The sequence below is a fragment of the Shimia aestuarii genome (genome assembly GCF_900114635.1).
In the GTDB taxonomy this organism is placed as follows: Bacteria; Pseudomonadota; Alphaproteobacteria; order Rhodobacterales; family Rhodobacteraceae; genus Shimia; species Shimia aestuarii.
This window is the reverse complement of the sequence record NZ_FOTQ01000005.1, coordinates 160,233-186,306: the sequence shown is the minus strand read 5'-3', so window position 1 is coordinate 186,306 and position 26,074 is coordinate 160,233. Positions and strand designations below refer to the sequence as shown.

At 62.2% G+C, this 26,074-nt stretch carries 26 protein-coding genes; 12 read left to right on the top strand and 14 right to left on the bottom strand.

Annotation, left to right across the window (positions count from 1 at the left end; genetic code table 11):
• Positions 1 to 29: 29 nt before the first annotated feature.
• Positions 30 to 2,072, top strand: coding sequence for a ComEC/Rec2 family competence protein (locus BMZ35_RS13385; RefSeq protein ID WP_341350638.1), 2,043 nt, complete (start codon positions 30 to 32; stop codon positions 2,070 to 2,072).
• On the opposite strand, the gene lexA is transcribed toward BMZ35_RS13385, so the two are convergent.
• The 7 genes from lexA to BMZ35_RS13350 all read right to left on the bottom strand — a co-directional run bounded on the left by lexA (position 2,066) and on the right by BMZ35_RS13350 (position 7,832).
• Complete coding sequence (gene lexA / locus BMZ35_RS13380; RefSeq protein ID WP_093094355.1) at positions 2,066 to 2,770, bottom strand: transcriptional repressor LexA; 705 nt, start codon at positions 2,768 to 2,770, stop codon at positions 2,066 to 2,068. The two genes, BMZ35_RS13385 and lexA, sit on opposite strands and share 7 nt — an antisense overlap.
• A 148-nt stretch (positions 2,771 to 2,918) precedes the next feature.
• Positions 2,919 to 4,094, bottom strand: a complete 1,176-nt coding sequence (locus tag BMZ35_RS13375) for a molybdopterin molybdotransferase MoeA (RefSeq protein WP_093094354.1) — start codon at positions 4,092 to 4,094, stop codon at positions 2,919 to 2,921.
• Positions 4,091 to 4,567 (bottom strand): cyclic pyranopterin monophosphate synthase MoaC, encoded by a 477-nt coding sequence (gene moaC, locus BMZ35_RS13370; protein ID WP_093094353.1) that lies wholly within the window; start codon positions 4,565 to 4,567, stop codon positions 4,091 to 4,093. Before moaC ends, BMZ35_RS13375 begins: the two co-directional genes overlap by 4 nt.
• Complete coding sequence (gene trpC / locus BMZ35_RS13365) at positions 4,567 to 5,379, bottom strand: indole-3-glycerol phosphate synthase TrpC (protein ID WP_093094352.1); 813 nt, start codon at positions 5,377 to 5,379, stop codon at positions 4,567 to 4,569. The genes moaC and trpC overlap by 1 nt, the downstream gene beginning before the upstream one ends.
• On the bottom strand, positions 5,376 to 6,044 hold the full coding sequence (locus tag BMZ35_RS13360) for a uracil-DNA glycosylase (RefSeq protein WP_093094474.1): 669 nt from the start codon (positions 6,042 to 6,044) through the stop codon (positions 5,376 to 5,378). The genes trpC and BMZ35_RS13360 overlap by 4 nt, the downstream gene beginning before the upstream one ends.
• A gap of 175 nt (positions 6,045 to 6,219) precedes the next feature.
• Positions 6,220 to 7,242, bottom strand: a complete 1,023-nt coding sequence (gene trpD / locus BMZ35_RS13355) for an anthranilate phosphoribosyltransferase (protein ID WP_093094351.1) — start codon at positions 7,240 to 7,242, stop codon at positions 6,220 to 6,222.
• Positions 7,239 to 7,832 carry an anthranilate synthase component II gene (locus tag BMZ35_RS13350; protein WP_093094350.1) on the bottom strand — a complete coding sequence of 198 codons (594 nt, stop codon included), beginning with the start codon at positions 7,830 to 7,832 and terminating at the stop codon, positions 7,239 to 7,241. The genes trpD and BMZ35_RS13350 overlap by 4 nt, the downstream gene beginning before the upstream one ends.
• Positions 7,833 to 7,978: 146 nt before the next feature.
• Here BMZ35_RS13350 and BMZ35_RS13345 point away from each other — a divergent pair, with 146 nt between their 5' ends.
• Both BMZ35_RS13345 and BMZ35_RS13335 read left to right on the top strand, forming a co-directional pair.
• The gene (locus tag BMZ35_RS13345) at positions 7,979 to 9,349 is read left to right on the top strand and encodes a divergent polysaccharide deacteylase family protein (protein WP_093094349.1); all 1,371 of its coding nucleotides are present in this window, start codon (positions 7,979 to 7,981) and stop codon (positions 9,347 to 9,349) included.
• A 529-nt stretch (positions 9,350 to 9,878) separates the two neighbouring features.
• Positions 9,879 to 10,691, top strand: a complete 813-nt coding sequence (locus tag BMZ35_RS13335; protein ID WP_093094348.1) for an alpha/beta fold hydrolase — start codon at positions 9,879 to 9,881, stop codon at positions 10,689 to 10,691.
• Between the two features lie 35 nt (positions 10,692 to 10,726).
• On the opposite strand, the gene BMZ35_RS13330 is transcribed toward BMZ35_RS13335, so the two are convergent.
• The gene (locus BMZ35_RS13330) at positions 10,727 to 11,182 is read right to left on the bottom strand and encodes an Lrp/AsnC family transcriptional regulator (RefSeq protein ID WP_093094347.1); all 456 of its coding nucleotides are present in this window, start codon (positions 11,180 to 11,182) and stop codon (positions 10,727 to 10,729) included.
• A 126-nt stretch (positions 11,183 to 11,308) separates the two neighbouring features.
• Between BMZ35_RS13330 and BMZ35_RS13325 the strand changes: the two genes are divergently transcribed.
• Both BMZ35_RS13325 and BMZ35_RS13320 read left to right on the top strand, forming a co-directional pair.
• On the top strand, positions 11,309 to 12,511 hold the full coding sequence (locus tag BMZ35_RS13325; protein WP_093094346.1) for a methionine gamma-lyase: 1,203 nt from the start codon (positions 11,309 to 11,311) through the stop codon (positions 12,509 to 12,511).
• Positions 12,512 to 12,523: 12 nt separating this feature from the next.
• The gene (locus tag BMZ35_RS13320) at positions 12,524 to 14,920 is read left to right on the top strand and encodes a 1-deoxy-D-xylulose-5-phosphate synthase N-terminal domain-containing protein (RefSeq protein ID WP_093094345.1); all 2,397 of its coding nucleotides are present in this window, start codon (positions 12,524 to 12,526) and stop codon (positions 14,918 to 14,920) included.
• A gap of 19 nt (positions 14,921 to 14,939) precedes the next feature.
• Here BMZ35_RS13320 and BMZ35_RS13315 read toward each other — a convergent pair whose 3' ends face one another.
• Complete coding sequence (locus tag BMZ35_RS13315) at positions 14,940 to 15,740, bottom strand: glutathione S-transferase family protein (RefSeq protein ID WP_093094344.1); 801 nt, start codon at positions 15,738 to 15,740, stop codon at positions 14,940 to 14,942.
• A 112-nt stretch (positions 15,741 to 15,852) separates the two neighbouring features.
• Here BMZ35_RS13315 and BMZ35_RS13310 point away from each other — a divergent pair, with 112 nt between their 5' ends.
• From BMZ35_RS13310 to BMZ35_RS13285, 6 genes are all read left to right on the top strand, one after another.
• The gene (locus tag BMZ35_RS13310; RefSeq protein ID WP_093094343.1) at positions 15,853 to 16,779 is read left to right on the top strand and encodes a LysR family transcriptional regulator; all 927 of its coding nucleotides are present in this window, start codon (positions 15,853 to 15,855) and stop codon (positions 16,777 to 16,779) included.
• A gap of 54 nt (positions 16,780 to 16,833) precedes the next feature.
• Entirely contained in the window at positions 16,834 to 17,280 is a 447-nt protein-coding gene (locus BMZ35_RS13305) for a MarR family winged helix-turn-helix transcriptional regulator (protein WP_242654795.1), read from the top strand.
• Positions 17,277 to 17,897, top strand: coding sequence for a cysteine hydrolase family protein (locus tag BMZ35_RS13300; protein ID WP_093094341.1), 621 nt, complete (start codon positions 17,277 to 17,279; stop codon positions 17,895 to 17,897). Before BMZ35_RS13305 ends, BMZ35_RS13300 begins: the two co-directional genes overlap by 4 nt.
• A gap of 309 nt (positions 17,898 to 18,206) precedes the next feature.
• On the top strand, positions 18,207 to 18,413 hold the full coding sequence (locus BMZ35_RS13295; protein WP_093094340.1) for a cold-shock protein: 207 nt from the start codon (positions 18,207 to 18,209) through the stop codon (positions 18,411 to 18,413).
• Between the two features lie 35 nt (positions 18,414 to 18,448).
• Complete coding sequence (locus BMZ35_RS13290) at positions 18,449 to 18,802, top strand: DUF982 domain-containing protein (RefSeq protein ID WP_341350635.1); 354 nt, start codon at positions 18,449 to 18,451, stop codon at positions 18,800 to 18,802.
• Between the two features lie 126 nt (positions 18,803 to 18,928).
• On the top strand, positions 18,929 to 19,168 hold the full coding sequence (locus BMZ35_RS13285; protein WP_093094339.1) for a hypothetical protein: 240 nt from the start codon (positions 18,929 to 18,931) through the stop codon (positions 19,166 to 19,168).
• A gap of 103 nt (positions 19,169 to 19,271) precedes the next feature.
• Here the strand turns inward: BMZ35_RS13285 and trpE are convergent, their stop codons facing one another.
• The 5 genes from trpE to fabI form a co-directional block, all read right to left on the bottom strand.
• Positions 19,272 to 20,783: an anthranilate synthase component I gene (gene trpE, locus BMZ35_RS13280; protein WP_093094338.1), complete on the bottom strand. Its 1,512-nt coding sequence runs from the start codon at positions 20,781 to 20,783 to the stop codon at positions 19,272 to 19,274.
• 16 nt (positions 20,784 to 20,799) lie between these two features.
• The gene (locus BMZ35_RS13275; RefSeq protein WP_093094337.1) at positions 20,800 to 22,641 is read right to left on the bottom strand and encodes a peptidyl-prolyl cis-trans isomerase; all 1,842 of its coding nucleotides are present in this window, start codon (positions 22,639 to 22,641) and stop codon (positions 20,800 to 20,802) included.
• A 78-nt stretch (positions 22,642 to 22,719) separates the two neighbouring features.
• Positions 22,720 to 23,895, bottom strand: a complete 1,176-nt coding sequence (locus BMZ35_RS13270) for an aminotransferase (protein WP_093094336.1) — start codon at positions 23,893 to 23,895, stop codon at positions 22,720 to 22,722.
• Positions 23,896 to 24,024: 129 nt separating this feature from the next.
• A complete protein-coding gene (gene gpt / locus BMZ35_RS13265) occupies positions 24,025 to 24,528 on the bottom strand; it encodes a xanthine phosphoribosyltransferase (RefSeq protein WP_093094335.1) in 504 nt (167 codons plus the stop codon).
• Position 24,529: 1 nt separating this feature from the next.
• Positions 24,530 to 25,348 carry an enoyl-ACP reductase FabI gene (fabI, locus tag BMZ35_RS13260; protein ID WP_093094334.1) on the bottom strand — a complete coding sequence of 273 codons (819 nt, stop codon included), beginning with the start codon at positions 25,346 to 25,348 and terminating at the stop codon, positions 24,530 to 24,532.
• A 116-nt stretch (positions 25,349 to 25,464) separates the two neighbouring features.
• On the opposite strand from fabI, the gene pdxH reads away from it, so the two are divergent.
• Complete coding sequence (gene pdxH / locus BMZ35_RS13255) at positions 25,465 to 26,070, top strand: pyridoxamine 5'-phosphate oxidase (RefSeq protein WP_093094471.1); 606 nt, start codon at positions 25,465 to 25,467, stop codon at positions 26,068 to 26,070.
• Positions 26,071 to 26,074 lie beyond the last annotated feature (4 nt).

Genomic DNA, 26,074 nt, shown 5'->3' with positions numbered 1-26,074 from the left:
ACCCGCCCGAGAGAGGACAAGGCTTGCGCGTGCTCAACATGATCCGGCTGGCCCTTCTGGGACAGAGGGGGCATTTGTTTGCCTGGGCGCCGGTGTGCCTGGCGGCCGGGATCGGGATCTATTTCACGTTGAAGATTGAGCCGCCGCCGTGGGGGCTGGGCGTGGTGGCCCTCTGCGCCGTGGCGCTTGGCCTGCAGGGGCGCAGAGGTGGAGCTGTTGGCGGGCCGGTGATGTGGGCCTCCGCGCTGGTGATGCTCGGGTTTGCGCTGGCAGGCATGCGGGCGCATCAGGTGAGCGGACCGGTGCTTTCCTGGCGGTATTACGGGCCGATTGAGGGAACGGTTGTAGGGATTGACCGCTCTGCGTCGGACGCTCTGCGGGTCACGCTGGCGGACGTGGTTCTGGAACGGGTGCCGCCCGAGCGGACGCCACGTCGGGTACGCGTGGCGATGCATGGGCAAGACGCGGCCATGCGGCCTGCGCCAGGTATGCGGCTGGGGCTGACCGGGCATCTGGCGCCTCCCTCAGGGCCGGTTGAACCGGGGGGCTTCGATTTTCAGCGCCATGCGTGGTTTCAGAGATTGGGGGCCGTGGGCTACACGCGTGCCCCGGTAGTGGAACTAGGGCCACCGGGAAGCGGCGGCGCGGTCTTTGCATTCCGCAGGTGGCTTTCCGAGGCGATCCAAGCGCGCATGCCCGACGATGTCGCCGGATTCGCCGCAGCCGTGACGACCGGTGACCGATCAGGCATTCCCAAGGAGACGGTCGAAGCCTTGCGTATTTCCAACCTCGCGCATCTGCTTGCAATTTCCGGTTTGCATATGGGCTTGTTGGCGGGGTTTGTCTTTGCCGCGGTGCGGATGGGACTGGCGCTTGTTCCCGTGGTGTCGTTGCGCATCAATACCAAGAAAACGGCGGCGGTTGTCGCGCTTCTGGCCTCGGCGGGATATCTGGCGCTGTCGGGGGGAAGCGTGTCGACAGAGCGCGCCTTCGTGATGACGGCCGTGATGCTGACGGCGGTTCTGGTCGACCGAAGGGCGCTGAGCCTTCGGGCCGTCGCGGTTGCGGCGCTGGTGGTGCTGGTTCTACGCCCCGAAGCGCTTTTGGGGCCGGGATTCCAGATGTCTTTTGCGGCGACGACGGCGCTTGTGGTGGCGTTCGGCTGGTTGCGGGAACGTGAAATCGGGTTTGGCCCCAAGTGGTTGCGCGCGGTGGGCGCGGTGTTTGTTTCATCCCTTGTTGCGGGGCTGGCGACGGCGCCGTTTGCGGCCTTTCACTTCAACCAGGTCGCGCATTATGGCTTGCCTGCGAACCTCTTGTCGGTGCCGGTGATGGGCATGGTCGTGGTGCCCTCGGCGGTGGTGGCGGCGCTGTTGGCGCCCTTGGGGCTGGAGCAGTTGGGCTTGTGGCCCATGGCGCTTGGGCTGAGCTGGATATTGGAAGTGGCTGCCTTCACGTCGGGGTTGGAGGGCGCGCGGGGCGTGATACCGGGGGCAGGACGCGCGGTTTTGCCGATGCTGGCCATGGGCGGGCTGATTGTTGCGCTATGGCAGGGGCGTGGGCGATGGGCCGGGGTGGCATTGGCCGGGATGGCGCTGGTGCTATGGGCAAAATCCGAACGCCCGGACGTTTTGATCGCGGATGGTGGTGGCCTTGTAGGGGTGATGACTGACAGGGGGCGCGCTCTGTCCAAGGCGCGTGGTCAGGGGTTCGTGGCGCGCAACTGGCTGGAGAATGACGGGGCGACGATGGATCAGGTGGCGGCGTCGCAATTGTGGGGCGAGGGGACACCGGGTTTAAAAATCATGGACATGGGGACCGGAGCGCGTTTGATCCATGTGCAGGGGAAGCGTGGCCTTGTGGCGTTCGGGGGATGCACGCATGGGGACGTTGTGGTGTTCACCCACGCCTACGACAGCCCGCTACCTTGTGAAAGCTATGATCCTGGACGGCTGGCCAGCCTGGGGGCCGTGGCCATCCGGCTGGGTGGGGCGCAGACACCCGTGATCTCCGCTCGAGAGATGACCGGGCGGCGGCTTTGGAACATGCAGGGCCGTAGGGGCCGTCAGTAGGTGCGGATCAAGCCGACCAGCTTGCCTTGAACCTTGACCTTGTCCTCGGGAAAGACGCGGGTTTCATAGGCCGGGTTGGCCGCTTCGAGCGCGATGGAAGTGCCGTTGTGGTGGAACCGCTTGAGCGTCGCCTCCTGATCCTCGACCAGCGCCACGACGATGTCGCCATTGTCGGCGGTCGAGGATTCGCGGATGATCACCACGTCGCCATCATTGATCCCCGCCTCGATCATCGAGTCGCCCTTGACTTCAAGCGCATAGTGGCTGCCGCCGGATGAGAGCATCTGACCGGGCACGGCGACATGGTGATCGACATGGCTGATCGCTTCGATCGGGACACCGGCGGCGATCTTGCCCATGACGGGCAGTTCGCGGGCAAAAAGCTGAACCTCGTCCGGGGAGATATTCGCGGGTTGCGCCGGGGAAGGATGCGGGCCGTCGATCACGCGCGGTTGGAACCCGCTGGTCGGCGCGCCGCCCATGCTTTCGGGCAGTTTCACGATCTCGATCGCGCGGGCGCGGTGGGCAAGGCGCCGGATGAAGCCGCGTTCCTCAAGAGCGGTGATCAGGCGATGGATGCCGGATTTGGAGCGCAGGTCCAGCGCATCCTTCATCTCGTCAAAGCTGGGTGGCACGCCATCACGCTGGACGCGTTTGTGGATGAACTCCAGAAGATCGAGTTGTTTCTTGGTCAGCATGGGCGCTCCCTCGGATCAGCTTTTGCCTTTGTTCTATACATGTTCTGGTTTTGTGTCAATTAATTGGTGAACAGAAAGGCAACACGCCTTGGCACCGTGCCTGTGCAAGACGTGGTGTTTTGAGTATTTTTGGCAAAATGAAGAGGGATCAGATGGGCAGGTAGGCCAGCGTGTCGCCTGTGTTGCGGGCCGGATCGTTGGGGGGGCGGATGGCAAGGGCATTGGCGGTGGCGAGAATGGAGAGCAGAGAGCTGTCCTGGTTCTCGACGATTGTGAGCTGGCCGTTTTCAAGATGCGCGCGCATGTAATGCTGGCGCGGGCCGTTGGCGCTGACCGGGGCGGCGAGGGGGGCAGACTGGGCCGGGGCCGCGGATTGGCCAAGGCCAAGCATGGCTCGGATGACCGGCGTGACGAAGACATGGCCGCAGACCATGGCCGAGACCGGGTTGCCGGGCAGGCCGATCATCATGGCACCTGTCTTCAGGCGGCCTGCCATAAGCGGTTTTCCCGGGCGCATGGCGATCTTGTAAAAGCTGCGTTGCATGCCGAGATTGGCCGCCACATCGCCGACAAGGTCATGGTCGCCTACCGAGGCGCCGCCGATCGTGATCAGCAGGTCGGCGTCATCGACAAGCGAAAAGGCCATTTCAAGCGAGGCGACGTTGTCGCGTGCGATAGGCAGAAGGCGCGCTTCGGCGCCAAGATCGCGCAGCATGGCCTGCAGGCCGAAACTGTTTGAGGCGATGATCTGGTCCGGGCCGGGGTTCTCGCCGGGCATGACCAGTTCGTCGCCCGTGGCCATGATCGCGACGCGCGGTTTGCGGGTGACGGGCACTTCGGCGATGTTCATGGCCGCCATCAATGCGATGTCAGCCGGGCGCAGGAGGCGCGGGGTGTCGATGGTCTGGCCGGCGTGGAAGTCGCCACCTTTGGGGCGAATATGGGTTCCTTGATCGAGGTTGTCGTTCAGGGTGATGATGTCACCGTCGCGGATCACATCCTCCTGGATGATCACGCGGGAGGCGCCCTTCGGCACGGGGGCGCCGGTGAAGATGCGGACTGCGTGGCCGGCTTCAACGGCTCCATCGAAGCTGTGACCGGCGGCGGCTTCACCGATGACACCCAGCTGGGAGCCGGGGATGGCGTCTTCTTTGCAGATTGCGTAGCCGTCCATGGCCGAAGCGGAAAACGGGGGCTGGTCGCGGCGTGCCGTCACTGGAGTGGCCAGAACACGGCCATTGGCATGGCTCAGCGGCACGGTTTCGACCGGCAGGGTTTTGGCTATGTCAAAGAGCAGGGCGAGGGCTTCGGCGACGGAGATCATTTCGCTTCGTACCGCCCCGATTTGCCGCCGTCCTTGAGGATCACGCGGATGCCGCCGATTTCCATCGCCTTGTCCACGGCTTTGCTCATGTCATAGACAGTGAGGGCGGCGACATTGACGGCGGTGAGGGCTTCCATTTCGACACCGGTCTGGCCGGTGGTCTTGACCGTGGCCTCGATGCGGATGCCGGGGAGGGTCTCGTCGGGAGTGAGCTCCACGGCGACCTTGGTGATGGGAAGGGGGTGGCAGAGCGGGATCAGGTTGGAACACTGTTTGGCACCCATGATCCCGGCAAGGCGAGCCACACCCAGAACATCACCCTTTTTTGCGCGCCCTTCGGTAATGATATCAAAGGTTTCGCGCGCCATCTTCACCCAGCCTTCGGCGGTGGCGACGCGCGATGTCACGGCCTTGTCGGAGACATCGACCATGTGGGCGTCGCCCTTGCCGTCGAAATGCGTGAGGCCGGACATCACATCGCCCCTGCGGTCAGCGGGTTTTCGAGCAGATCACGGGTGGCACTGGCCACGTCATCCTGACGCATCAGGCTTTCACCGATCAGGAAGATACGAGCGCCGTAGCGCGCCATGTCGGCGAGGTCTTCGGGTGTGTTGAGGCCGCTTTCGGAGACGATCAGACGGTCGGCAGGCACCAGTTTGGAGAGCTTGCGCGTGGTGTCGAGCGTGGTCTCGAACGTTTTGAGGTTGCGGTTGTTGATGCCCATCAGTTCGGACTTCAGCAGGCTCGCGCGTTCGAGTTCTTCCTGGTTGTGGACCTCGAGAAGCACGTCCATGTCCCAGGAAAAGGCGGCTTCTTCAAGCTCTTGCGCCTGCGCATCGCTGACCGATGCGAGAATGATCAGAATGCAGTCCGCCCCGAGCGCGCGGGCTTCGGCGACCTGGTAGGTGTCGTACATGAAATCCTTGCGCAGAGCAGGCAGGCTGGTGGCCGCGCGTGCCGCTGTGAGGAAGGATTTGTCCCCCTGGAAGCTGGGCGTGTCGGTGAGTACGGAAAGGCAGGTGGCACCGCCTTCCTCATAGGCCTTGGCGAGGGCGGGCGGATCGAAATCGGGGCGGATCAGACCCTTGGAAGGGGACGCCTTTTTAACCTCGGCAATCAGGCCGTAACCAGAGCGTGACGCCATGCGCAGCGCGTCGGCGAAGCCACGGGTGGGACCGGCTTCGCGGGCCTCGGCCTCGATGGCCTCGAGCGATTTGGCGGCCTTGTCGGCAGCGATTTCCTCGAGCTTGTAGGCCTTGATCTTGTCCAGAACGGTTTCGGTCATGTCGTCGTCCAGTTGATTGCGGGTTCACCGCGCGCGGTGAGCCAAGTGTTGATGCGCGAGAACGGGCGGGAGCCAAAGAAGCCGCGTCGCGCCGAGAGCGGCGAAGGATGGGCGGTTTCGATCAGCAGGTGATCGGTCTCGAAGTTGGGGTCAGTTTTAGGGGATGAAATGTGAGGTGCAAGGGCCTGCGCCTGTTTTCCCCACAGAACAAAGGCGGTCGGGCGCTGTGATACGTCTTGCAGGACGTCATGTGCCAGCTTTTGCCAGCCGAGCGCCTTGTGGCCGTTCGCCTCACCGGCGGGAACGGTTAACACGGTGTTAAGCAGGAGAACGCCCTGGGCGGCCCAAAATCGCAGATCGCCGGAATCAGGCGCATCCCCGAGATCGTCGCGCAGTTCCTTGAAGATATTGTTAAGCGAGCGCGGCAGCGGGCGCACATCCGGTTCAACGGAGAAGGCAAGGCCATGCGCGTGGCCGGGCGTGGGGTAGGGATCCTGGCCGAGGATGACGACACGGACCCGGTCGGGCGGCGTCAGATCAAGCGCCGCAAAGCGTTGAGGAACCGGGGGCAGGATTTCGCGTGCATCCTTGGCCAGAGTGCGTTCGATGGTGGGTAGGGTCTCGGCGAAAAAGGGCAGGTGGGACCATTTGGGCGGTGGGGTCATGCGGTTGGTCCTTTGACCAAGCGCGGAATCAAGGCCCATCGGGCTGCCGCGCATCGCTGCCGCGCCCCCATGCGGCGGCGATTGGGTGAGGCTGGGCGCGAGGCTGAGGAAAACGAAGCGTTTTGCGGCATTAGTTGCCTTCCTTCAGCGAAGCGCGGCTCGGCGCAATTGCGCGTCAAGCTGCTGCCGAGGTGACTTTGGCCAGCGCCTCGACCTTGCTCCGGGCTGCGCCGCTGTCGATGCTTTCGCGCGCCTTCTCCACCCCCGCGCGCAGGTCTTCGGCAGCGTCGGCCACCACCAAAGCGGCGGCGCTGTTGAGCAGGACCGCATCACGATAGGCCGAGTGGGCCCCGTCAAGCAGGGCGCGGAACGCGGCTGCATTGTCCTCGGGGGTGCCGCCGACGATGTCTTGGAACGGGTGCACGGGAAGGCCCGCATCCTCGGGGTGAAGCTCCACATCCTTGATGCTGCCATCTTCTTCCAGCGCCGAGACCCAGCTGATGCCGGTGATGGTCAGTTCGTCAGTGCCGTCCGAACCATGCACCAGCCAGGCCCGCTCGCTTCCCAGCTGGCCAAGGGTTTCGGCCATGGGGCGGATCAGGTCACGGGTGAAGGCGCCGGTCAATTGGCGTTTTGCCCCGGCGGGGTTGGTCAGTGGACCGAGGATATTGAAGATGGTGCGTGTGCCGAGTTCTGCCCGCACCGGGCCGACATGGGCCATGGCGGGATGGTGCATGGGGGCCATCATGAAGGCGATGCCGCATTCCGCGAGCGCCTTTTCCACCACGGCAGGGCCAACCATGACATTGATGCCCATGGCGGTCTGCACGTCTGCGGTGCCGGATTTGGACGACAGGTTGCGGTTGCCATGTTTGGCCACCGGAACGCCCGCGCCAGCCACGACAAAGGCGGTGGCGGTGGAGATATTGAGCGTATGTTTGCCGTCACCGCCCGTGCCGACGATGTCCATCGCGCCTTCGGGCGCTTTGACGGCATTGCATTTGGCGCGCATGACGGCGGCGGCGGCGGCGTATTCATCCACCGTTTCCCCGCGCGTGCGCAGGGCCATCAGAAGGCCGCCGATCTGGGACGGGGTGGCTTCGCCTTCAAACAAGAAGGTAAAGGCAGCCTCGGCCTCTTCGCGGGTCAGGGGGCGGTCTGCGGCGGTGCCGATGAGGGGTTTGATGTCGTCAATCATGCGGGCACACCTTCGGTCTGGGGCATCATGTCGAGGAAGTTCCGCAACATGGCGTGGCCGTGCTCGGACTTGATGGATTCGGGGTGGAACTGAACCCCCTGAATCGGCAACTCGCGGTGTTGCAGCCCCATGATGGTGCCATCTTCGAGTTCGGCCGTGATTTCGAGACAGTCCGGCAGGCTTTCACGCTCGACCACGAGGGAGTGGTAGCGGGTGGCCTCGAACGGGCTGGGCAGTCCCTTGAACACGCCCTTTCCCGTGTGGTGCATCACGCCCATCTTGCCATGCACGATTTCATGACAGCGCACGACCTTGCCCCCGAACGCCTGACCGATGGTCTGATGTCCAAGGCAGACGCCCATGAGAGGGGTGCGGGTTTCCGCCGCGGCCTCGGTCAGGGCAAGGCAGATGCCCGCCTGATCGGGATCACAGGGGCCGGGAGAGAGCAGGATTCCCGCAGGGTTCATGCCCATCGCGTCCTGCACGGTCAGCGCATCGTTGCGCCAGACCTGAACATCTGCCCCCAATTCGCCGAGATAATGCACAAGATTGTAGGTGAAACTGTCGTAATTATCGATCAGGAGCAGCATTTTTCTGGTTCTTTTCCCAAAGATGCGAAACGGGGTAGAGGCCGGGGCCCACGTCGCGGTATACATGTTCAGGCTTGACGCACAGGGTCAAGGGGGGCGCGGGCAGTATCGCCTCATAAAGCAATGCCAAACAGAGGGCAGGACAGATGTTGCGTGGATTTTTGTCAGGGATTTTCTGGGGAGCGATCGTTGTGGCCGTGGTTGTGGGAATCGCGTCCCTGTTGGCGCCGCTCCCGGCGACGGTGACGCCGCAGACCTCTGCGGTCGAGGGAACAGCCGGTGCAGTCGAGGCCGCCGATAGCGGCGCGCCGGAAACGACGTCGCGGACCGACACAACCGTGGACGAGCCGGTACAACCCGAAGTGGCCGCACCCAGCGAAGATGTGGAGCCGCCGCTGACGGACACGGCGCCGGCGCCCAAACCGGAAGCCGGGATGGACGAAGCCTCGCTGATGCAACCGGAAAGCCCGGATGCAGACGGCGCGGTAAAGGTGGAAGGCGAAAGCCCGGTCCTGCCCAATCCGCAGGCCGAAACCCCGGATGCGCCCAGCACCGAGGACGAACCGTCGATCTCGGTCAACCCACCGCAGCCGCAGGCCCCGGAAGTGAGCGAGGAGGGTGCTTTCCCGACACCGGCGAAGGACCCCGAGCCGATGGAAGAGGAGTCGGCCGAGGACGTGACGCCCGAGGCCGAGGCGGGCTCGCCCCCTGCAGGAGAAGACGATGGGTCGATGCTGAAACCGGCAGGTGATCTTGACGAGACCTTCCCGCAGCACAAATCCGAACGCCTGCCCACGGTCGGCGGCGACGAAAGTGTCGAAGCGACTGTGGCCCCTGCAGCACCGCGCCCCGTGGTGGCCAATGCGGAACCGCTGGAGAACCCGGAAGGCAAGCCGGTGATGGCGATCGTGCTGGTGGATGTGGGCGATACAAGCGTCGATCCCGACGCGCTGTCCGCCTTTCCCTATCCCTTGAGTGTCGCGGTGTCGACGCTGGACCCGGAGGTTCGGGAAAAGGCCGCAATGTATCGGGATAAGGGCTTTGAAGTTCTGGCCATGGTGGATATTCCCAGCGCCGCGACGGCGTCGGACGTTGAGGTGGCACTGAGCGCGCATCTGTCGGTGATGCCGCAGGCGGTGGGCGTGATGGAAGGGCTTGGCGATGGCCTGCAGGGGACCAAGGTGGTGTCGGACCAGGTCGCCGGTATGCTCGCTCAGAGCGGTCACGGGCTGGTGATGTTCCCCAATGGGCTCAACACCGCGCAGAAGCTGGCCGCGAAGGAAGGTGTGCCCTCGGCGACGGTGTTCCGCGACTTTGATGGCAAGGGGCAGTCGGCGGTGGTGATGCGCCGTTTCCTGGACCAGGCGGCCTTCAAGGCCGGGCAGGAGGATGGCGTGATTATGCTGGGCCGCCTGCGCGAAGAGACGGTTGCGGCGCTTCTCGTCTGGGGATTGCAGGACCGGGCGGGAACCGTTGCGTTGGCCCCCGTTTCGGCCGCGTTGAACACGATCGACTGAGTCAATTTCCGGCATTCTTGGGAAAACTGGATTAACGCGCTGAAAAGGCGCGTTTTTCCGGTTCGGTATCACGTCGTTATCACGTCGGTATTGCGTCGGTGCGGGATCGGGATTTTGCCCAGATCGGCAAGTTTAACGCAGCGCTCGAAAGGTTTTGTTAAGCAGATAGACGCCTAGCAGGGAAGCGGGGCAACGATCCGTCCCCCCGGGGCAGCGCTTTGGACGACTTGTGGCACGAGACTTTGCCGACTCCGTCGCTCCAGAAATAGTTCGGATCGACATGGCATGTGGGCCAGTCGTTGCAGCGGCGCACAGCAAAATGAATGTGGGGGGTGCCAATACTGGAGCGGTTGGCCTTTTGGATATACCCGACCAGTTGGCCGGCCTTGACCCGTTGCCCGACGCGCAACCCCTTGAGCGGGAGGATATGGACCATCTCGACAAAGATGCGTTGGGCTTGGGTTCCCGGATGCCGGAGCCGTGTTAGGCTGTGCAGGACGCGAACACGACTCATCACGGAGATTGTCCCATGCCCCATGCCGATCTGAACGGTGCCCATATTCACTATACCGATACCGGGGGGGATGGTGAGGTGATCGTCTTTTCCCATGGCCTGCTCTGGAGCGGGGCCATGTTCGAGGCACAGGTGGCGCATTTCAGCGCGCTCGGGTTTCGCTGTATCACGTTTGATCATCGCGGGCAGGGGCAGAGCGGGGTGACGGCGGATGGCTATGACATGGACACGCTGAGCGAGGATGCGGCGGCGTTGATCGAACATCTGGGGGTGGCGCCCGTGCATTTTGCCGGGCTGTCGATGGGGGGATTTGTCGGGATGCGGCTGGCGGCGCGGCGGCCTGACCTTCTGAAGGCGCTCATGTTGCTTGAAACCTCGGCGGACGGTGAACCCGAGGAAAACGGGCCAAAATATCGCAAGCTCAACTTCGTGGCGCGCTGGATCGGGCTCTGGGCGGTGGCAAACCAGGTGATGCCGATCATGTTCGGTCAGACCTTTCTGAACGATCCTGCAAGGGCCGAGGAGCGGGCGCGTTGGAAGGCGGCGATGATCGCCAACCATCGGATCGGGATCACGCGGGCGGTCATGGGGGTGGTCGAGCGTGCGCCCATCATGCCTGAACTTGGGCGGATCGACCTGCCGACGCTGATCGTGGTGGGGGATGAAGACGTCGCGACGGTGCCAGAGAAATCCGAGCGAATGCACGCCGCAATCAAGGGGGCCGAGTTGGTTATTGTGCCACGAGCCGGGCACAGTTCGACGATCGAAGAACCAGAAGCGGTGAACGACGCCATGGAGCGGTTCCTGATGCGGAACGCGCGTGCCTGAGGGGCATTGTCGGCGCGGCTTGGGGGCACACCTGGTCAGAGCATCGGGAAGACCGAGGTTTTCTTGACTGTGCCATAGACAAAGCTGGTGTCGATGGAGGCAATGCCGCCGATGCGGTGGATGCGGTTGCGGATAAAGTCTTCGTAGGCATCGAGATCGGCCACCGCGACGAGAAGCTGGTAGTCCGACGCCCCGGTGAGGACGTGGCATTCCAGCACTTCGTCAATATCCATCACCCTGCTTTCAAAGCGCTTGACGTCTTCTTCATTGTGCCTTTCCAGCCGGACACGCACGAAAACGGTGATGGGGAGCCCGTAGGCCTTGGCGTCGACCTCGGCGCTGTAGCCCCGTATTGCGCCGCTTTCCTCGAGCAGGCGCAGGCGACGCAGGCAGGGAGAGGGCGAGAGGCTTACGCGCTCGGCCAGATCCTGGTTTGTCATGCGGCCGTGGGCTTGCAGTGTGCGGATGATTTGGCGGTCTTTGCTATCCATTACGGGTATCCTTGGCAGATAATGCCAAAGGATTAACTATAGGTGGCATAATTGGCAAGCAAATGCCCTTTGAGGCAGGACAGAATACCTGTGTTGTCCAGTCAGGAGGTCACCTAGGAGGTCGCCATGAAAAACAGTTCCGGTTTCGCCACGCGCGCCATTCACCACGCCTATGATCCCATGCAGAACGAAGGCGCGTTGACGCCTCCGCTGCATCTGACGTCGACATTTGCCTTTGAGACCGCAGAAGCCGGGGGCGAGATGTTTGCCGGGGAGCGGCAGGGCCATATCTATAGCCGGATTTCCAACCCGACCTGTGATCTGCTGGAACAGCGGATTGCCGTTCTGGAAGGGGCCGAGGCGGGGCTGGCGCTGTCTTCCGGGATGGGGGCCATCACGGCGGTTCTCTGGACGCTTCTGTCGCCGGGCGACGAGGTGATTGTGGACAAGACCCTTTATGGCTGCACATTCGCCTATATGCGGCATGGGCTGGCCAAGTGGGGGGTGACGATCACCCATGTGGACATGACCGATCCCGCAAAGCTTGAGGCGGCGATCAGCGACAAGACCCGGGTGGTTTATTTCGAAACCCCGGCCAATCCGAACATGCGGCTGGTGGATATCGCGGCCATGTCGGCCATTGCCCATGCGGCGGGGGCCGTGGTTGTGGTGGACAACACCTATGCAACGCCCTATCTCACGCGGCCGATCGAGATCGGGGCTGATATCGTCGTGCATTCCGCGACCAAGTACCTGGGCGGGCATGGCGACGTGGTTGCCGGGCTTGTGGCGGGCAGCGCCGAGTTGGTCGAGCAGATCCGTCTAGTGGGGATGAAGGACATGACCGGCGCGGTCATGGCGCCGTTCAACGCGATGCTGATCCTGCGCGGGCTGAAAACGCTGGCGCTGCGGATGGAGCGGCATTGCGCCTCGGCCCAGGTGGTGGCGGAATACCTGGAGGGCCACCCGGCGGTGCGCAGCGTGTCCTTTCCGGGGCTGGAAAGCTTTGAGCAGCATGGCCTTGCCCAACGGCAGATGGACAAACCCGGCGCCATGATCGCCTTTGAAGTCGAAGGCGGCATGGCGGGCGGGATCGCCTTCATGAACGCGTTGGGGATGATCAAGCGGGCCGTATCGCTGGGCGATGCGGAAACGCTGATCCAGCATCCGGCGTCGATGACGCATTCGACCTATACACCCGAGGAGCGGGCCGAACACGGGATCAGCGATGGGTTGATCCGCCTGTCGGTCGGGCTTGAAGAGGTTGAAGATATCCTTTCAGATCTGGAACAGGCGTTGCGCCTGCCGACCCGCCACGCCGCTGAATAAGGAGCCGGGATCATGAGCGCCGACATTGCCCATCTGAAAACCATCGAACAGCGCCTGCTGTGGTTGTCGCACTGGATGATCCACCATGCCAACCACGTGCGCCCCAAGGTGGATGGGATCAAGATCGGCGGGCACCAGGCCAGCTCGGCCTCGATGGTGTCGATCATGACGGCGCTCTATTTCCACACGCTGAGACCCGAAGATCGGGTGGCGGTCAAGCCGCATGCCTCGCCCGTGTTCCATGCGATGCAGTATCTCATGGGCCAGCAGACCCGCGAGAAGATCGAGAATTTCCGCGGCTTTGGCGGGGTGCAGAGCTATCCCAGCCGCACCAAGGACATTGATGACGTGGATTTTTCGACCGGGTCGGTGGGGCTGGGCGTGGCGATTACGTCGTTTGCGTCGATCATTCAGGACTATGTCGCCGCCAAGAGTTGGGGCGGGGCGTTGCCGCTGGGCCGGATGGTGGCGTTGGTGGGGGACGCCGAGCTTGACGAGGGCAATATCTACGAGGCCCTGCAGGAAGGCTGGAAAAACGATCTGCGTAATACCTGGTGGGTGATCGACTATAACCGTCAGTCGTTGGACGGGATCGTGCGCGAGGGGTTGTTCGAACGGATCGAAAAGATCTTTGACGCCTTTGGCTGGGATGTGGTGCGGGTCAAATACGGCGCGATGCAGCGCGCCGCTTTTGAAGAGCCGGGTGGGGACCGCCTGCGGGACTGGATCGACGCCTGTCCGAACCAGGAATATTCGGCGCTGACTTTCATGGGCGGGGCGGTCTGGCGCAAGCGGCTGATGGACGATCTGGGCGACCAGGGGGATGTGAGCGCCCTTCTGGAACGGCGCAGCGACGATGAGTTGGCCGCGCTGATGGAGAACCTTGGCGGCAATTGCGTCGAGACCATGGCCGAGACCTTTGACGCCATCGATCACGACCGTCCGACCTGTTTCCTGGCCTATACCATCAAGGGCTGGGGCACCCCGATCGCGGGCCACAAGGACAACCATGGCGGGCTGATGAACAAGAGCCAGTTCGCCGCGTGGCAGGCGCATATGGGCGTGGCCGAAGGCGAAGAATGGGATCCGATGGCGACTGTCGAGGACGTGGACGGTTTGCGCGGGTTCCTGTCGGAGGTGGCGTTCTTTTCCAAGGGCCGCCGTCGCTTTGTCGACGACAAGCTGGCGGTGCCCGAAATCGGGGTCGACACGGCGCGGGAAACCTCGACCCAGATGGCCTTTGGCAAGATCCTTGACGATCTGTCCAAGGGGGACAGCGTGCTGGCCCAGCGGATCGTGACCACGTCGCCGGATGTGACGGGGACCACCAACCTCGGGCCCTGGGTGAACCGGCGCAAGCTTTTTGCGCGCACGGCGCAGGCGGACGCCTTTATCGAGAATCGCATTCCATCGACTGCGAAATGGGAGTTTGACCCCGAAGGGCAGCATATCGAGCTTGGGATTGCGGAGATGAACCTGATGCTGCTTTTGGGCGCGGCGGGCTTGTCGCATTCGCTGTTCGGAAAACGGCTGATCCCGATTGGCACGGTCTATGATCCCTTTGTGGCACGCGGCCTCGATGCGTTGAACTATGCCTGCTATCAGGATGCGCGTTTCATCCTTGTCGGGACACCGTCCGGTGTGACGCTGGCGCCCGAGGGCGGTGCGCACCAGTCGGTCGGCTCGCCTCTGATCGGGATGAGTCAGGACGGGCTGGCGAGTTTCGAGCCCGCCTTTGCCGACGAGCTTGCGGTGATCATGGCATGGGCGTTTGACTATGTGCAGCGCGATGGGGAGGGCGATCCGGACGAGCGCACGTGGTTGCGGGATGAAACCGGCGGGTCGGTTTACCTGCGCCTGACAACCAACCCTATTGAACAACCGGGCAAGCGTAACGATGCGGGGTTCCGGCAGGGCGCGATCGACGGGGCCTATTGGCTGCGCGAACCCGGTCCGAATTGCGAGGTCGTGATTGCCTATCAGGGCGCGGTTGCGCCCGAGGCGATCAGGGCTGCGGGCATGATCGGTGAAGAGCGCCGCGATATCGGGGTGCTGGCCGTGACGTCAGCAGATCGGCTCAATGCCGGGTGGACGGCCGCGCAGAGGGCGCGGTCACGCGGGAACAGGTCCGCGCGGTCCCATATCGAGACGCTCATGGAGCCGCTGCCGCCCCATTGCAGGATTGTCACGGTGATTGACGGGCATCCGGCAACGCTTTCGTGGCTGGGGGGCGTGCAGGGGCACCAGACATTACCGCTGGGGGTCGAGCATTTTGGCCAGACCGGCACCATTGGTGATCTGTACCGGCATCACGGCATTGATGCCGCCGCAATCGTTGAGAAGGTGAACGGGCTGACGGATGGAAAGCGCACCCGGCTTGGCGGCTTTCCCGAAGTGCAGAGGGGGTGACCCCGCAGAAGACGGGATCTTAGCCTGCGAGCCCCAGTTCCGCGTCGCTGGCCATGTGATCATACTTGTTGCGCGGCGGCCAGGGTCGATCCTGCCATGCGGGGGAAAAGGCAAAGCTTGAAACGCTTCTTCCCTTTGGCAGCGCGCCATTTCCGGCACCAAGCGCATAGTCGTAGTAGAGCTTGACGATTTCCTCTTCGCTGACCTGTGCCGTTGCGGGATGATCCAGACAGGCGCGGCGCCATTCACGCACCCGGTCGTACTCCTTACCTTCGGGCAGTTCAAAGCCTTCATAGTAATCGAGGAACCAGAACCGTTTGAACATCGGCGCAAAGACAGCCTCGGCCAGACCGAAGCATTCGAAAAGCCACGGGCCCTGTGGGGCGTGATAGGCGAGGAAATCGTTTATGTCGCGGTAGAGCGCCAGTAGCTTTTTGTTGTGATCATCGCGACCGGCACGGTCCTGGTTCATTACGTAAAGATAGCCGGCCATGGTGAATGGGCCTTCCTTGGCAATCAGCATGGATTCAATCGCGTGTTCCGTGGGATCGCTGCGTCGAAGCGCGGGGCCTTCGAGGACCTCGTCGAGAAACCGCAGGATGACGAGGCTTTCCTTGAGGATGGTGCCATCCGGTGTTTCGAGCACGGGCAGGGCGGTGGTGCCCCGCGTTTTGGCCAGAAGCTCGGGATCGCGGGGCTTGGTGATGTCGACAACCCGGAACTCTACGGCGTCTTTCTGGCCGCGCAGTGTGAGCAGGATCTCAAGACGCTGGGAAAACGGGCAGACGGGAATGTGATAGACGATGGGTTTGCTGAGCATTGGGGTCTCTCTGCCGCTGGGAAAGGCTTGGATGGTGCTTGTGTTGACAGCAGGGTACGGGTCCGCCACGGTATTGGGCAAACCGATTTTATGAATAATAGGTATCGACAAGGTGAATTTCGCAACTTTTGACCTCAACCTGTTGCGCGTACTCGACGCCCTGTTTCGAGAAGGGTCGACCGTAAAGGCCGGAGAGCGGCTGGCCCTCTCGCAATCGGCGGTGTCCGGGGCGCTGTCGCGGTTGCGCCAAGGGTTGAATGACCCGCTTTTTGTCCGGCACGGGAACAGGCTTGTGGCAACCGATTATGCAAACGGGCTTCGTGAACCGGTGCGCGAAGAGCTTGAAAGGCTTGAGCAGATACTTGCGCCGCCCGCCGCGTTTGATCCCGCAACGGCCTGCGGTGCATTCAGGATCGCGGCCAGCGACTTCTTTGCCGACCTGTTGATGCCGAAGCTTGGCGATCTGTTGCAGAAGCGCGCGCCGGGTATTCGCGCGCAGCTTGTCGACCTGGTGCCGCATGACTATGTCGCCAGCCTTGAACAGCGCAACGCCGACATCGCGCTTATCCCGGATGCGGCTATGCCGGAATGGGTCAACCGGGCGCCGTTGTTTCATTCGCCGTTCAAGGTTATCGCGCGGCGCGCCAATCCGGGTCTGTCTGGGGTGATCCCCGGCGCGGTCATGCCGATGGACGTCTTTTGCGCATTACATCACGTGTTGTTTTCGCCCGAAGGCAATCTTGCGGCAATGGGGGATGCCGCACTTGCTCAGGTCGGCAAGAAAAGACAGGTCGCCATGACGGTGCCGGTTTTTTCCGGGGTCTGTCGCGCGGTGAGTGAGAGCGACCTGATTGCGCTGGTGCCTGCGCAGCTGGCTGAAAAGGTGGCCCCGACGTTCGGTTTGCGCGTGTTTGAGCCACCCATGCAGATCGACCCGCCGCTGATCATCGGCATTTGGCACAAACGGTCGGATCGGACACCGCTGGCCGTCTGGATGCGGGAGCAGGTCTTTGATCTTTTGCGGGCCTTGGAGGTTTGACGTTCTTCCATTTTTGACATTGCACATGTCAAAACGACAAGTATAATGTCAAATATGAAAAACGCAGACCTATACCGACTCGTCTGGATGTCGCGCCCTCTGATGCAGGCCACCGAAGCTTGTGTAGAGGCGGGACTCCGGGAAACGGAATTGACCGTGCGCATGCGTGCGGTGCTTGAAATTTTGCGGGAGCATGGCGATTTGACCGTGCCAGACCTTGCCCAGCGGCTCGAAATCAAACGGCAGTATGTGCAGGTGATGGTGAACGAGACGCTGACGTCCGGGTTCACGGAACAGCGCGCAAATCCACGACACAAGAGATCGCCGCTTGTGGCACTGACGGCGCGCGGGCGGGACGTGATCGAAGAGATCATCTCGCGGGAAATGGCGTTGCTGGACAGGATCAGCGCGGGGTTGGACCCCGAGGAGATCGCGACGGCCTTGAAGGTGGTTCTGGCCGTGACGGACAAGATGAAACAAGCCGCGGGAGACGGGAAATGACCTATGTCTATGCAGGGGGGTTGGCAGTTCTGATCGCCGTGGGATGGCTGGGGCATGGTGTCTGGCGGATCGGGGCGGTCAGTCAGGGCATGCCGATCGGCGCGCGCGCCGAAACGGCGCTCTTGCTGGTCGATCTGCAAACGGTTTTCTGGGACGACGGTCCCTATGACGACGCGGCCAAGGCGGCGGCGCAGGTGGCGATTTTTCGGGAGATCGACGCGGCCAAGGCGGCTGGTCATCCGGTGGTCGCGCTGCGTCAGGAATGGTCGATCCCATCCACCAAGGTTGTTGCGCGCCTGTCCATGCAGGGCGCGGCAGTGGAAGGTACGGCAGGGACCGGGTTGGCCGATCCGTTTGTCGGGGTGGCGGATCACGTTCTGGCCAAGCGTGTGCAGGACGGGTTTGAGACCGGCGAACTGGACGCGCTGTTGGAACAGCTCAACGTGGGGCGCTTGCGGATTGTGGGGCTGGATTTTTGCTACTGCGTGCAGAAAACCGCGCTTGCCGCGCGCAATCGCGGGTACGAGGTCACGGTGGTGCGGGACGCAACGCTGGCTTCTGGTCCGATGGCGAAGGCCACGAGCGCCATGTTGTCCCAAAATGTTGTGCTGAACTAGGAGCCGAGTAGGGTCGCGCGATATGCAAGAGAGATCTTTCCGTTTGGTCCATGATCCGCAAGGGCCTTGAGACCGTCAGTGTCCGCGCGCGCACATCGGTGCGTCTTGCATTTGGCATATCGCGCCAATCGCTCGTTTTGACGCTCACAATTCAAGGCCCTTGCAATCGTGACCAAGTCAGCCTACATCTACTGTGCAAGCTTCTTCTTAAGACCTTCTGTTTCCTAACGGCCCCAGTTGATTTTACGACGACACTGGGCCGGGTCATCGCGTTGTGTGGATGGCAAAATATTTTTAGGAGACGACACGATGGCAAATGGCACCGTGAAATGGTTCAACGCTCAAAAAGGTTTTGGCTTTATCGCCCCTGAGCATGGCTCGAAGGACATTTTTGTCCACATTTCCGCGCTTGAACGCGCCGGACTTCAGCAGCTCGACGATGGTCAAAACGTGACTTTCGACATCGAGAGCGGTCGCGACGGACGTGAATCTGCGTCGAATATCGCACTGGCGTAAAACCACGCCGAAAAGAATTCAAGGCGGGTACAGCTTTGTTGCTGTTCCCGCCTTTTCTTTTGATGCGGCGCTGTCGTGTGACGGCGCCGCGTCCAAAAAATACAGGAACCATTACCTTGATAGAAATTAACTGGGGAAACCCCATGACATTTGTCCTGTCACCGGAAGGTGGCAAGCAAAAGTTCACAACGATTGAACAGGCAGCCTATTGGCTGCGAAACAAATGGCCCGTTGCCGATCAGTGTCGAGACAGCGCCATTGACCAGATTGATGCTGCTATGTCCTGCCTTGTGTCGGTCTGCGCGGCGCGTACTGCCTTTATCTCTGCGGCAGAATCGGCTGGTTTCACGCCAGATCGGACGGTCACGGGCGATTTCGAACTCGCATGAGACCGCCTAGCTGGCACCAGTCCGGCAGGGTTCATGCCCGAGTTCCAGAAGCAGGATACTTTGGCGCGTGTCATGTTTGGCGGAGTGGTGCACCAAAGGGGAGGTTTACGTAGAGGAGACGTAAAAATGACCAAGCTTACCAAGACAACATTGTTCAAACCGACACCACCGCGCGCGGAAACGCTGATGGACAAGACCACCCGTATCGTGCGGGGAATTCTGGACGATGAAGCAGAGCAGCGAGAAAACAAGACGGCCCGTCTCCGCAAGGCGCGTCTTGAAAGGGAGGCGGCCACGCGCGCCGAGCCGGTTTCTGCCAAGCCAAGCCGTTCGCGTGCCAAGGCCCGGACCACGATGCCCAAATAGGGTGCGGTGAGCGTGCGTGGGTTGCAGTGTTCTAATTGCTGAACGGTCACAAATTTCGGTTTGAGCCAGCCTGACTGCCTTGATGCGTGACCAAAGATTCGCGTCAGTGGTTCCCATTGCCCGAGAAACGTGCGGCATCGGCGGCGGCGCGGCGGATGGCGTTGGATTTGTGCACGGTTTCCATATACTCGGCCTCGGGATCGCTGTCATAGACCACGCCGCCGCCGGCCTGGATATAGAGTTTCTGATCCTTCACGATCGCGGTGCGCAGGGCGATACAGATGTCCATGTCGCCGCCCGAGCTGAAATAGCCCACACCGCCGCCGTAGATGCCGCGTTTTTCCGGCTCGAGCTCGTCGATGATCTCCATCGCGCGCACCTTGGGGGCGCCCGAGACGGTGCCGGCGGGCATGCCTGCAAAGAAGGCATCGAGCGCGTCCTTGTCCTCGGCCAGTTCGCCGACGACGTTGGAGACGATGTGCATCACGTGGCTGTAGCGTTCGATGATGAATTGCTCGGTCGGGCGCACGGTGCCGATTTTCGAAACACGGCCGGTGTCATTGCGGCCCAGATCGAGCAGCATCAGGTGTTCTGCCAGTTCCTTTTTGTCCGCGAGCAGATCGGCCTCAAGCGCGTTATCCTCTTCGGGTGTGGCGCCACGGGGGCGAGTGCCTGCGATCGGGCGGATGGTGACTTCGTTGCCAAAGACCCGGACAAGGATCTCGGGGCTTGCGCCAATGACCTGATAGCCGCCGAAGTTGAAATAGAACATGAAGGGCGACGGGTTGGTGCGCCGCAACGAGCGGTAGAGCGCGAAGGGGGGCTGGCGGAATTCCTGCGTCCAGCGCTGTGCCGGGACAACCTGAAAGATGTCACCGGCGCGGATGTAGTCCTTGGCCTTCTCGACGGCGGCCATGTAGCCTTCCTTGGTGAAATTCGACACCGGGGGCGCGATTTCATGCGCTTCGCCCAGATCGCGCGCGGCCTGTGGCATGGCGCGTTCCAGATCGCGCACCGCGTCCATCACCCGTTCGGCGGCCTGCGCATAGGCGGCCTTGGCCGATTGGCCGTCGCTGACCCACGCGGGGGAGACGACCGTGACCTCGCCCTTGACGCCATCGAGCACGGCCACCACGGAGGGGCGCATCATGCAGGCATCGGGCAGGCCAAGCGGATCAGGGTTGATGTTGGGCAGGTGTTCGACGAGCCGGATCATGTCATAGCCAAGATAGCCGAACAGGCCCGCCGCGGCCTGCGGCAGGTCCTCGGGCAGGTCGATGCGGCTTTCGGCAATCAGAGAGCGCAGGTTGACCAGAGGATCGCCGTCCTGTGCGACGAACCCGTCAGGATCGAAGCGGGCCGCGCGGTTGATCCGGCTTTCGGTCCCGTGACATTGCCAGATCAGGTCCGGCTTCATACCGATGATCGAATAGCGCCCGCGCACTTCGCCGCCTGTAACCGACTCGAGCATGAAGGCGTCTTTGTGGGCGCCCGTGAGCTTGAGCATCAGCGACACGGGCGTGTCGAGATCGGCGGCCAGACGGGTGTAGACGACCTGATTTTGCCCGGCGTCATATGCGGGAGCAAACTCTTCGAAAGACGGGACGAGATCCAAGGGGCGGCCTTTCTCGTTACTGGAGCTGCGAATGCACGGCGTTCAGCGCCTGCTGGTTCAGGTTGACCGGATAGGCAGACTGCAAGCTGTTGGCATAGGCGTCAAAGATGTCCTGCGCGATACCAGCGGAGACCTGCTGCGTGATGCTGCCTGCGACGGCGGCAATCTCGGGGGCGCCGGTGCTGGGCGCGTTGATTGCGTTCAATCGCACGAGGGTCAGGCCCGCGCCGTCCGGCATGGTGCGAATCTCGCCCGGTGCCATGTCAAACACGGTCTGCATGAAGCCTTGGGGGGTGCCGGGGACAAAGGCGCTGCGGTCCTGTCCGGTTTCCTCGATGGCGTTGAAGCCGAAAGAGGTGAAATCGGTGCCTTCCTCAAGGCGCGGCATCAGCGTTTCGACCAGCGCGTTGAGGGCCGTGGCGACCTCGGCGGCGCGCCATGCGGCGGCGGCTTCTTCGCGCACCTCGTCAAGCGGGGCCGGGTGGGCCTCGGTTTCGCCATCAAGGCGCAGGGCAAAGATGCCGCCATCCTCAAGCACTTCGATCTGCGGGAAATCGTCCTTGGTCACGACGCCGACCACGGCGCGGAAAGCTTCATAGCCCGCGATCGGGTGTTCTACGGTTTCGTGCCAGTCCAGCGTGCCAGTCTGCATCTCGGTTTCCTTGGCCAGTTCCTCGAGCGTGGCCCCGGCGGCCAGAAGATCGTCGATATCGCCGATCTGGGCGTCGATCACGCGGCGCGCGCGTTCGGCGGCCAGTTCCTCGCGCAGGTCGGCGCGGGCGTCTTCAAAGCTTGTGGACTGGGCGGGCAGGATGCCGTTGGTGCGGAACAGGGCCGGGCCAAGGTCGGACTGAACGGGACCTGCAATGGCGCCGGTGGGCACCTCGAACACGGCGGCACCGGCCTGACCAAGCTCGGCCATGGAGACATCGCCCATATCGATATCCGACAGTTCCAGGCCACGGCTCTTAACCAGGGCTTCAAACGTGGTCTGGCCATTGTCAAGCTGTTTTCGCGCGACTTCGGCGGCTTCCATGTTGGGGAAGACCAGCCGTTCGACAAGGCGGCGCTCGGGGCGGTTGAACTCGTCATTGCGCTCGTCATAAAGCGCGCGCAGGGCCTCTTCGTCCACCTCCACGGAGTCGATGATCATCTCTGGGCTGAGCCACGCATAGGTGATCTGGCGGGTCGCCGGGACCATGAAATCATCGATGTTGGCTTCGTAATAGGCCGAGATCTGGTCTTCGGTCGGTTCTGGGATTTCGCGGGTCAGGTTGTCCTCGGAGAGGCGGGTCCAGGTGAAGTCGCGCTGTTCGGCGACATAGCCGATCACCGTGTCGGCATAGGCGGCGGGCATGGCGATGCCCGACACGACAGCGCCCTGCAGCAGCGAGCGCGCAGTTTCTTCGCGCACGCTGTCTTCGAAATCGCTTTCGTTCATGCCAGCCTGGTCGATGGCAAAGGCATAGGCTTCGCGGTCGAAGCCGCCGTCAAGCCCCTGGAAGGCCGGGATCGAGATCAGCTCACGACGCAGGTTTTCATCCCCGATCGAAATGCCCAGCCGGGTGTTTTCCGCGTCCATCGCGCGGCGCACGACAAGTTGCCCGAGGACGGCGCGATCAAGGCCGAGCGCCTGCCCCTGTGCGAAGGACATGGGCTGTCCTGTCTGGGCCTCGATGGCGCGCAGCTCGTCCTGAAGGGCGCGGGCATAGTCGTTGATCGAGATTTCCTTGCCCCCGACATCGCCGATGGTGCGCACGGCGCCCGAGAGGTTGGTCACGCCAAAGCCGCCAAGGCCAAGGATGAGCATGGCCATGAGGATCCAGACCATAGTTTTCGAGGTTTTGCCCTTGGACATGCGCGCCCCCTGCAAGGTGGTGTTTCTATTGGTTGCGCGGATGTCTACGCGGTTGCTGAGAGGGGGGCAAGAGGCAGCTTAGCAGGAGACTTGCGCCAGCCGGTCGAACAGGGTCGAAATGCCCTGTCGGTCGACATTGGCAAAGGCGATCCGCAACTGGGATGCGCCTGCCGGATCGTCGGCGGGCATGAACATGGTGCCGGGCAGACACAGCACGTGATGATCGCGCACCAGCGCCTGTGCCAATTGGTCGGACGGCATATCGAACGGGTGCGAAACGTAAGCGAAATAGGCGCCGGCCCCCATCAGGCGCCAGCCTTTGTCGGCAAGTCGGGGCATGTTGTCGGCAATCGCGGCGCGCCGGTCGAGGATCTCGTCGCGCTCGCCGGCAAGCCACTGACCAAGATTGCGCATGCCCCATAGCGCGGCGTGTTGCCCCAACTGGTTGGGGCAGATGGTGACGGTATCGAGAAACTTCTCGACCTGCGCCAGAAGAACCGGATGCGCAACCATGGCACCCACGCGATGCCCGGTCAGCCTGTATGCCTTGGAAAAGGAATAGAGCTGGATAAGGGTGCCGCTCCAGTCGGGAACGGCAAAAAGGTCATGCGGGGCCCCGGTGCGGGCGTCGAAATCGCGATAAGTCTCGTCCACGATCAGCTTGAGACCGCGTGTCTGCGCCAGCGCGTAAAAGGCGCGTACAAGGTCCGACGGGTATTCCACGCCCCCCGGGTTGTTCGGCGTGACCAGCACGATCGCCCGCGTGCGCTCGGTGATCAGCGCCGCCGCGCGCTCTGGGTCGGGCAAGAGTGCTGCGTCGGTCGCCAATGGCACCGCCCGCACACCGCTCATATCGAGCCACATTTTATGATTGAAATACCATGGGGTTGGCAGGATGACTTCATCGCCTTCACTGCAAAGCGCGGTGATCGCAGCGCAAAAGGCCTGGTTGCAACCCGATGTGATCGCCACCTGCGACGATGCAATCTCGCCGCCATAGGCGTGCGACCACTGCGCCGCCACTTCCGCACGCAGGTCCGGGAGGCCCAGAACGGGGCCATAAAGATGGGCGTCTGCCACATTGAGCGCCGTATCGGCAATATGCTGGCGCAGGCTTTCAGGGGGAGGATCGACCGGTGCGGCCTGGCTGACATTGATCAGCGGTTTGGCGTCCGTGAAAGCCACGCCTTCCAACCAGCGGCGCGCCTCCATCACCGGGGGCGCAAATGTTGTGGCTGTACGGGGCAGGGACATGGGAGCACCTCACTCAAACGACTACGGGCGACCCTAGTGGCCGCCCGCGAAAGGGGCAATTCCCCCTGTCTTCATTTTGCCAAAAATACTCGCGCCGCAGGTGTCCTGCCCGTGCGACACGCGCAGCCCTCAGTCGGTGCCGCGATAGGGTTCGACATATTGCAGCGCCATGTCCCACGGGAAGAAAATCCACGTGTCCTGCGAAACCTCGGTGATGAAGGTATCCACCATGGGGCGGCCCTTGGGTTTGGCATAGACGGTGGCAAAATGCGCTTTGGGATAAAGCTTGCGCACCAGCTCGAGAGTTTTGCCCGAATCCACCAGATCGTCGATGATCAGGATGCCAGTGCCGTCGCCCATCATGTCCTTGTCCGGGGCTTTAAGAACGATGGCTTCGCCCTGGCTCTGGTGGTGATAGGATTTCACGCTGACCGTGTCGACAGTGCGGATGTCCAGTTCGCGGCTGACGATCATCGCAGGCGCCATGCCGCCGCGGGTGATGGCGACCACGGCCTTCCATGCGCCGTCATCCGGGCCTTGCCCGTCCAGACGCCAAGCCAAGGCGCGGCTGTCGCGGTGAATCTGGTCCCAGCTGATGTGGAAGCCTTTTTCATGGGGCAGACGTTCACTCATCTCATTTTCTCCCGGTTGCGACGTCGATATCGGGCGCATCGACAGCTTTCATTCCGACGACGTGATAGCCGGCATCCACATGCAGGTTTTCGCCCGTGGTGCCGCTGCCCAGTTCCGACAGCAGATAGAGGGCCGATTTGCCCACGTCCTCGATGGTCACGTTGCGGCGCAGCGGCGAGTTCAGCTCGTTCCATTTCAGGATATAGCGGAAATCGCCGATTCCCGAGGCAGCCAGTGTCTTGATCGGGCCGGCGGAAATGGCGTTGACTCGGATGCCGTCCTTGCCAAGGTCTTCGGCCAGGTATTTGACCGACGCTTCCAGCGCGGCCTTGGCCACGCCCATGACATTGTAATGTGGCATGACCTGTTCAGCACCGTAATAGGTGAGGGTCAGGGCGCTGCCGCCGTCCTTCATCAGTTTTTCGGCGCGCTGCATCACCGCCGTGAAGGAGTAGACCGACACATCCATGGTCATCAGGAAGTTGTCACGCGAGGTTTCAAGGTAACGGCCGCGCAGCTCGTTCTTGTCGGAAAAACCGATGGCATGCACGATGAAGTCGAGCCTGCCCCATTTCGCTTCGATCTCGGCAAAGGCCGCGTCGATCGAGGCCGGGTCCGAGACGTCGCAGTCAATCAGGGTATCTGAGCCGAGCCGCTGGGCCAGAGGTTCGGCGCGTTTCTTAAAAGCGTCCCCCAGATAGGTGAAGGCAAGCTCCGCCCCGGCATCTGCGCAGGCCTGTGCGATGCCCCAGGCAATCGACTTGTCATTGGCCAGTCCCATGATCAGGCCGCGCTTGCCCGCCATCAGTTGATTTGACATCCCGTCCACTCCGTCCCAATTCCTTGTTGGACCCCTTTAGGCGATAGAAACTGTTGCATCAAGGGCAGGAGCGGGCATGAATGGCGCGCAAAACACCTCAGGCGTTGGAGAAAGACATGAGCGACAGAACCGGGATTTTTGCAGGGGACGACCCTTTTGTCATCGCACGCGCCTGGCTGGACGAGGCAGAAAAGAGCGAGGTTAACGATCCGAACGCCATTGCGTTGTCCACGGTCGACAAGGATGGTCTGCCCAATGCGCGCATGGTGCTCTTGAAGGATATCGAGGACGCGGCCTTTGTCTTTTACACCAATTACGGCAGCGCAAAGGCGCAGGAAATCGAGGCGGCGGGCAAGGCGGCCTTCGTGATGCACTGGAAATCGCTGCGCCGCCAGATCCGGGTGCGCGGTGTGGTCACGCGGGAGGACGGGCCGCAGGCGGATTCGTATTATGCCTCGCGTTCGCTCAAGAGCCGACTCGGGGCCTGGGCCTCGAACCAGTCGCAGCCGCTGGGATCGCGCACAGAACTGATGGCGGAAGTGGCGAAAGTAACAGCCAGGCACGGCCCCAATCCAAAACGTCCGCCGTTTTGGGGTGGCTTTCGGATCACACCGCTGGAAATCGAGTTCTGGGCGGACGGTGCGTTTCGTCTGCATGACCGGTTCCGCTGGCGCCGCGAAACCTCTGAAAATGCGTGGGAAATTCACCGGCTGAACCCCTGACATT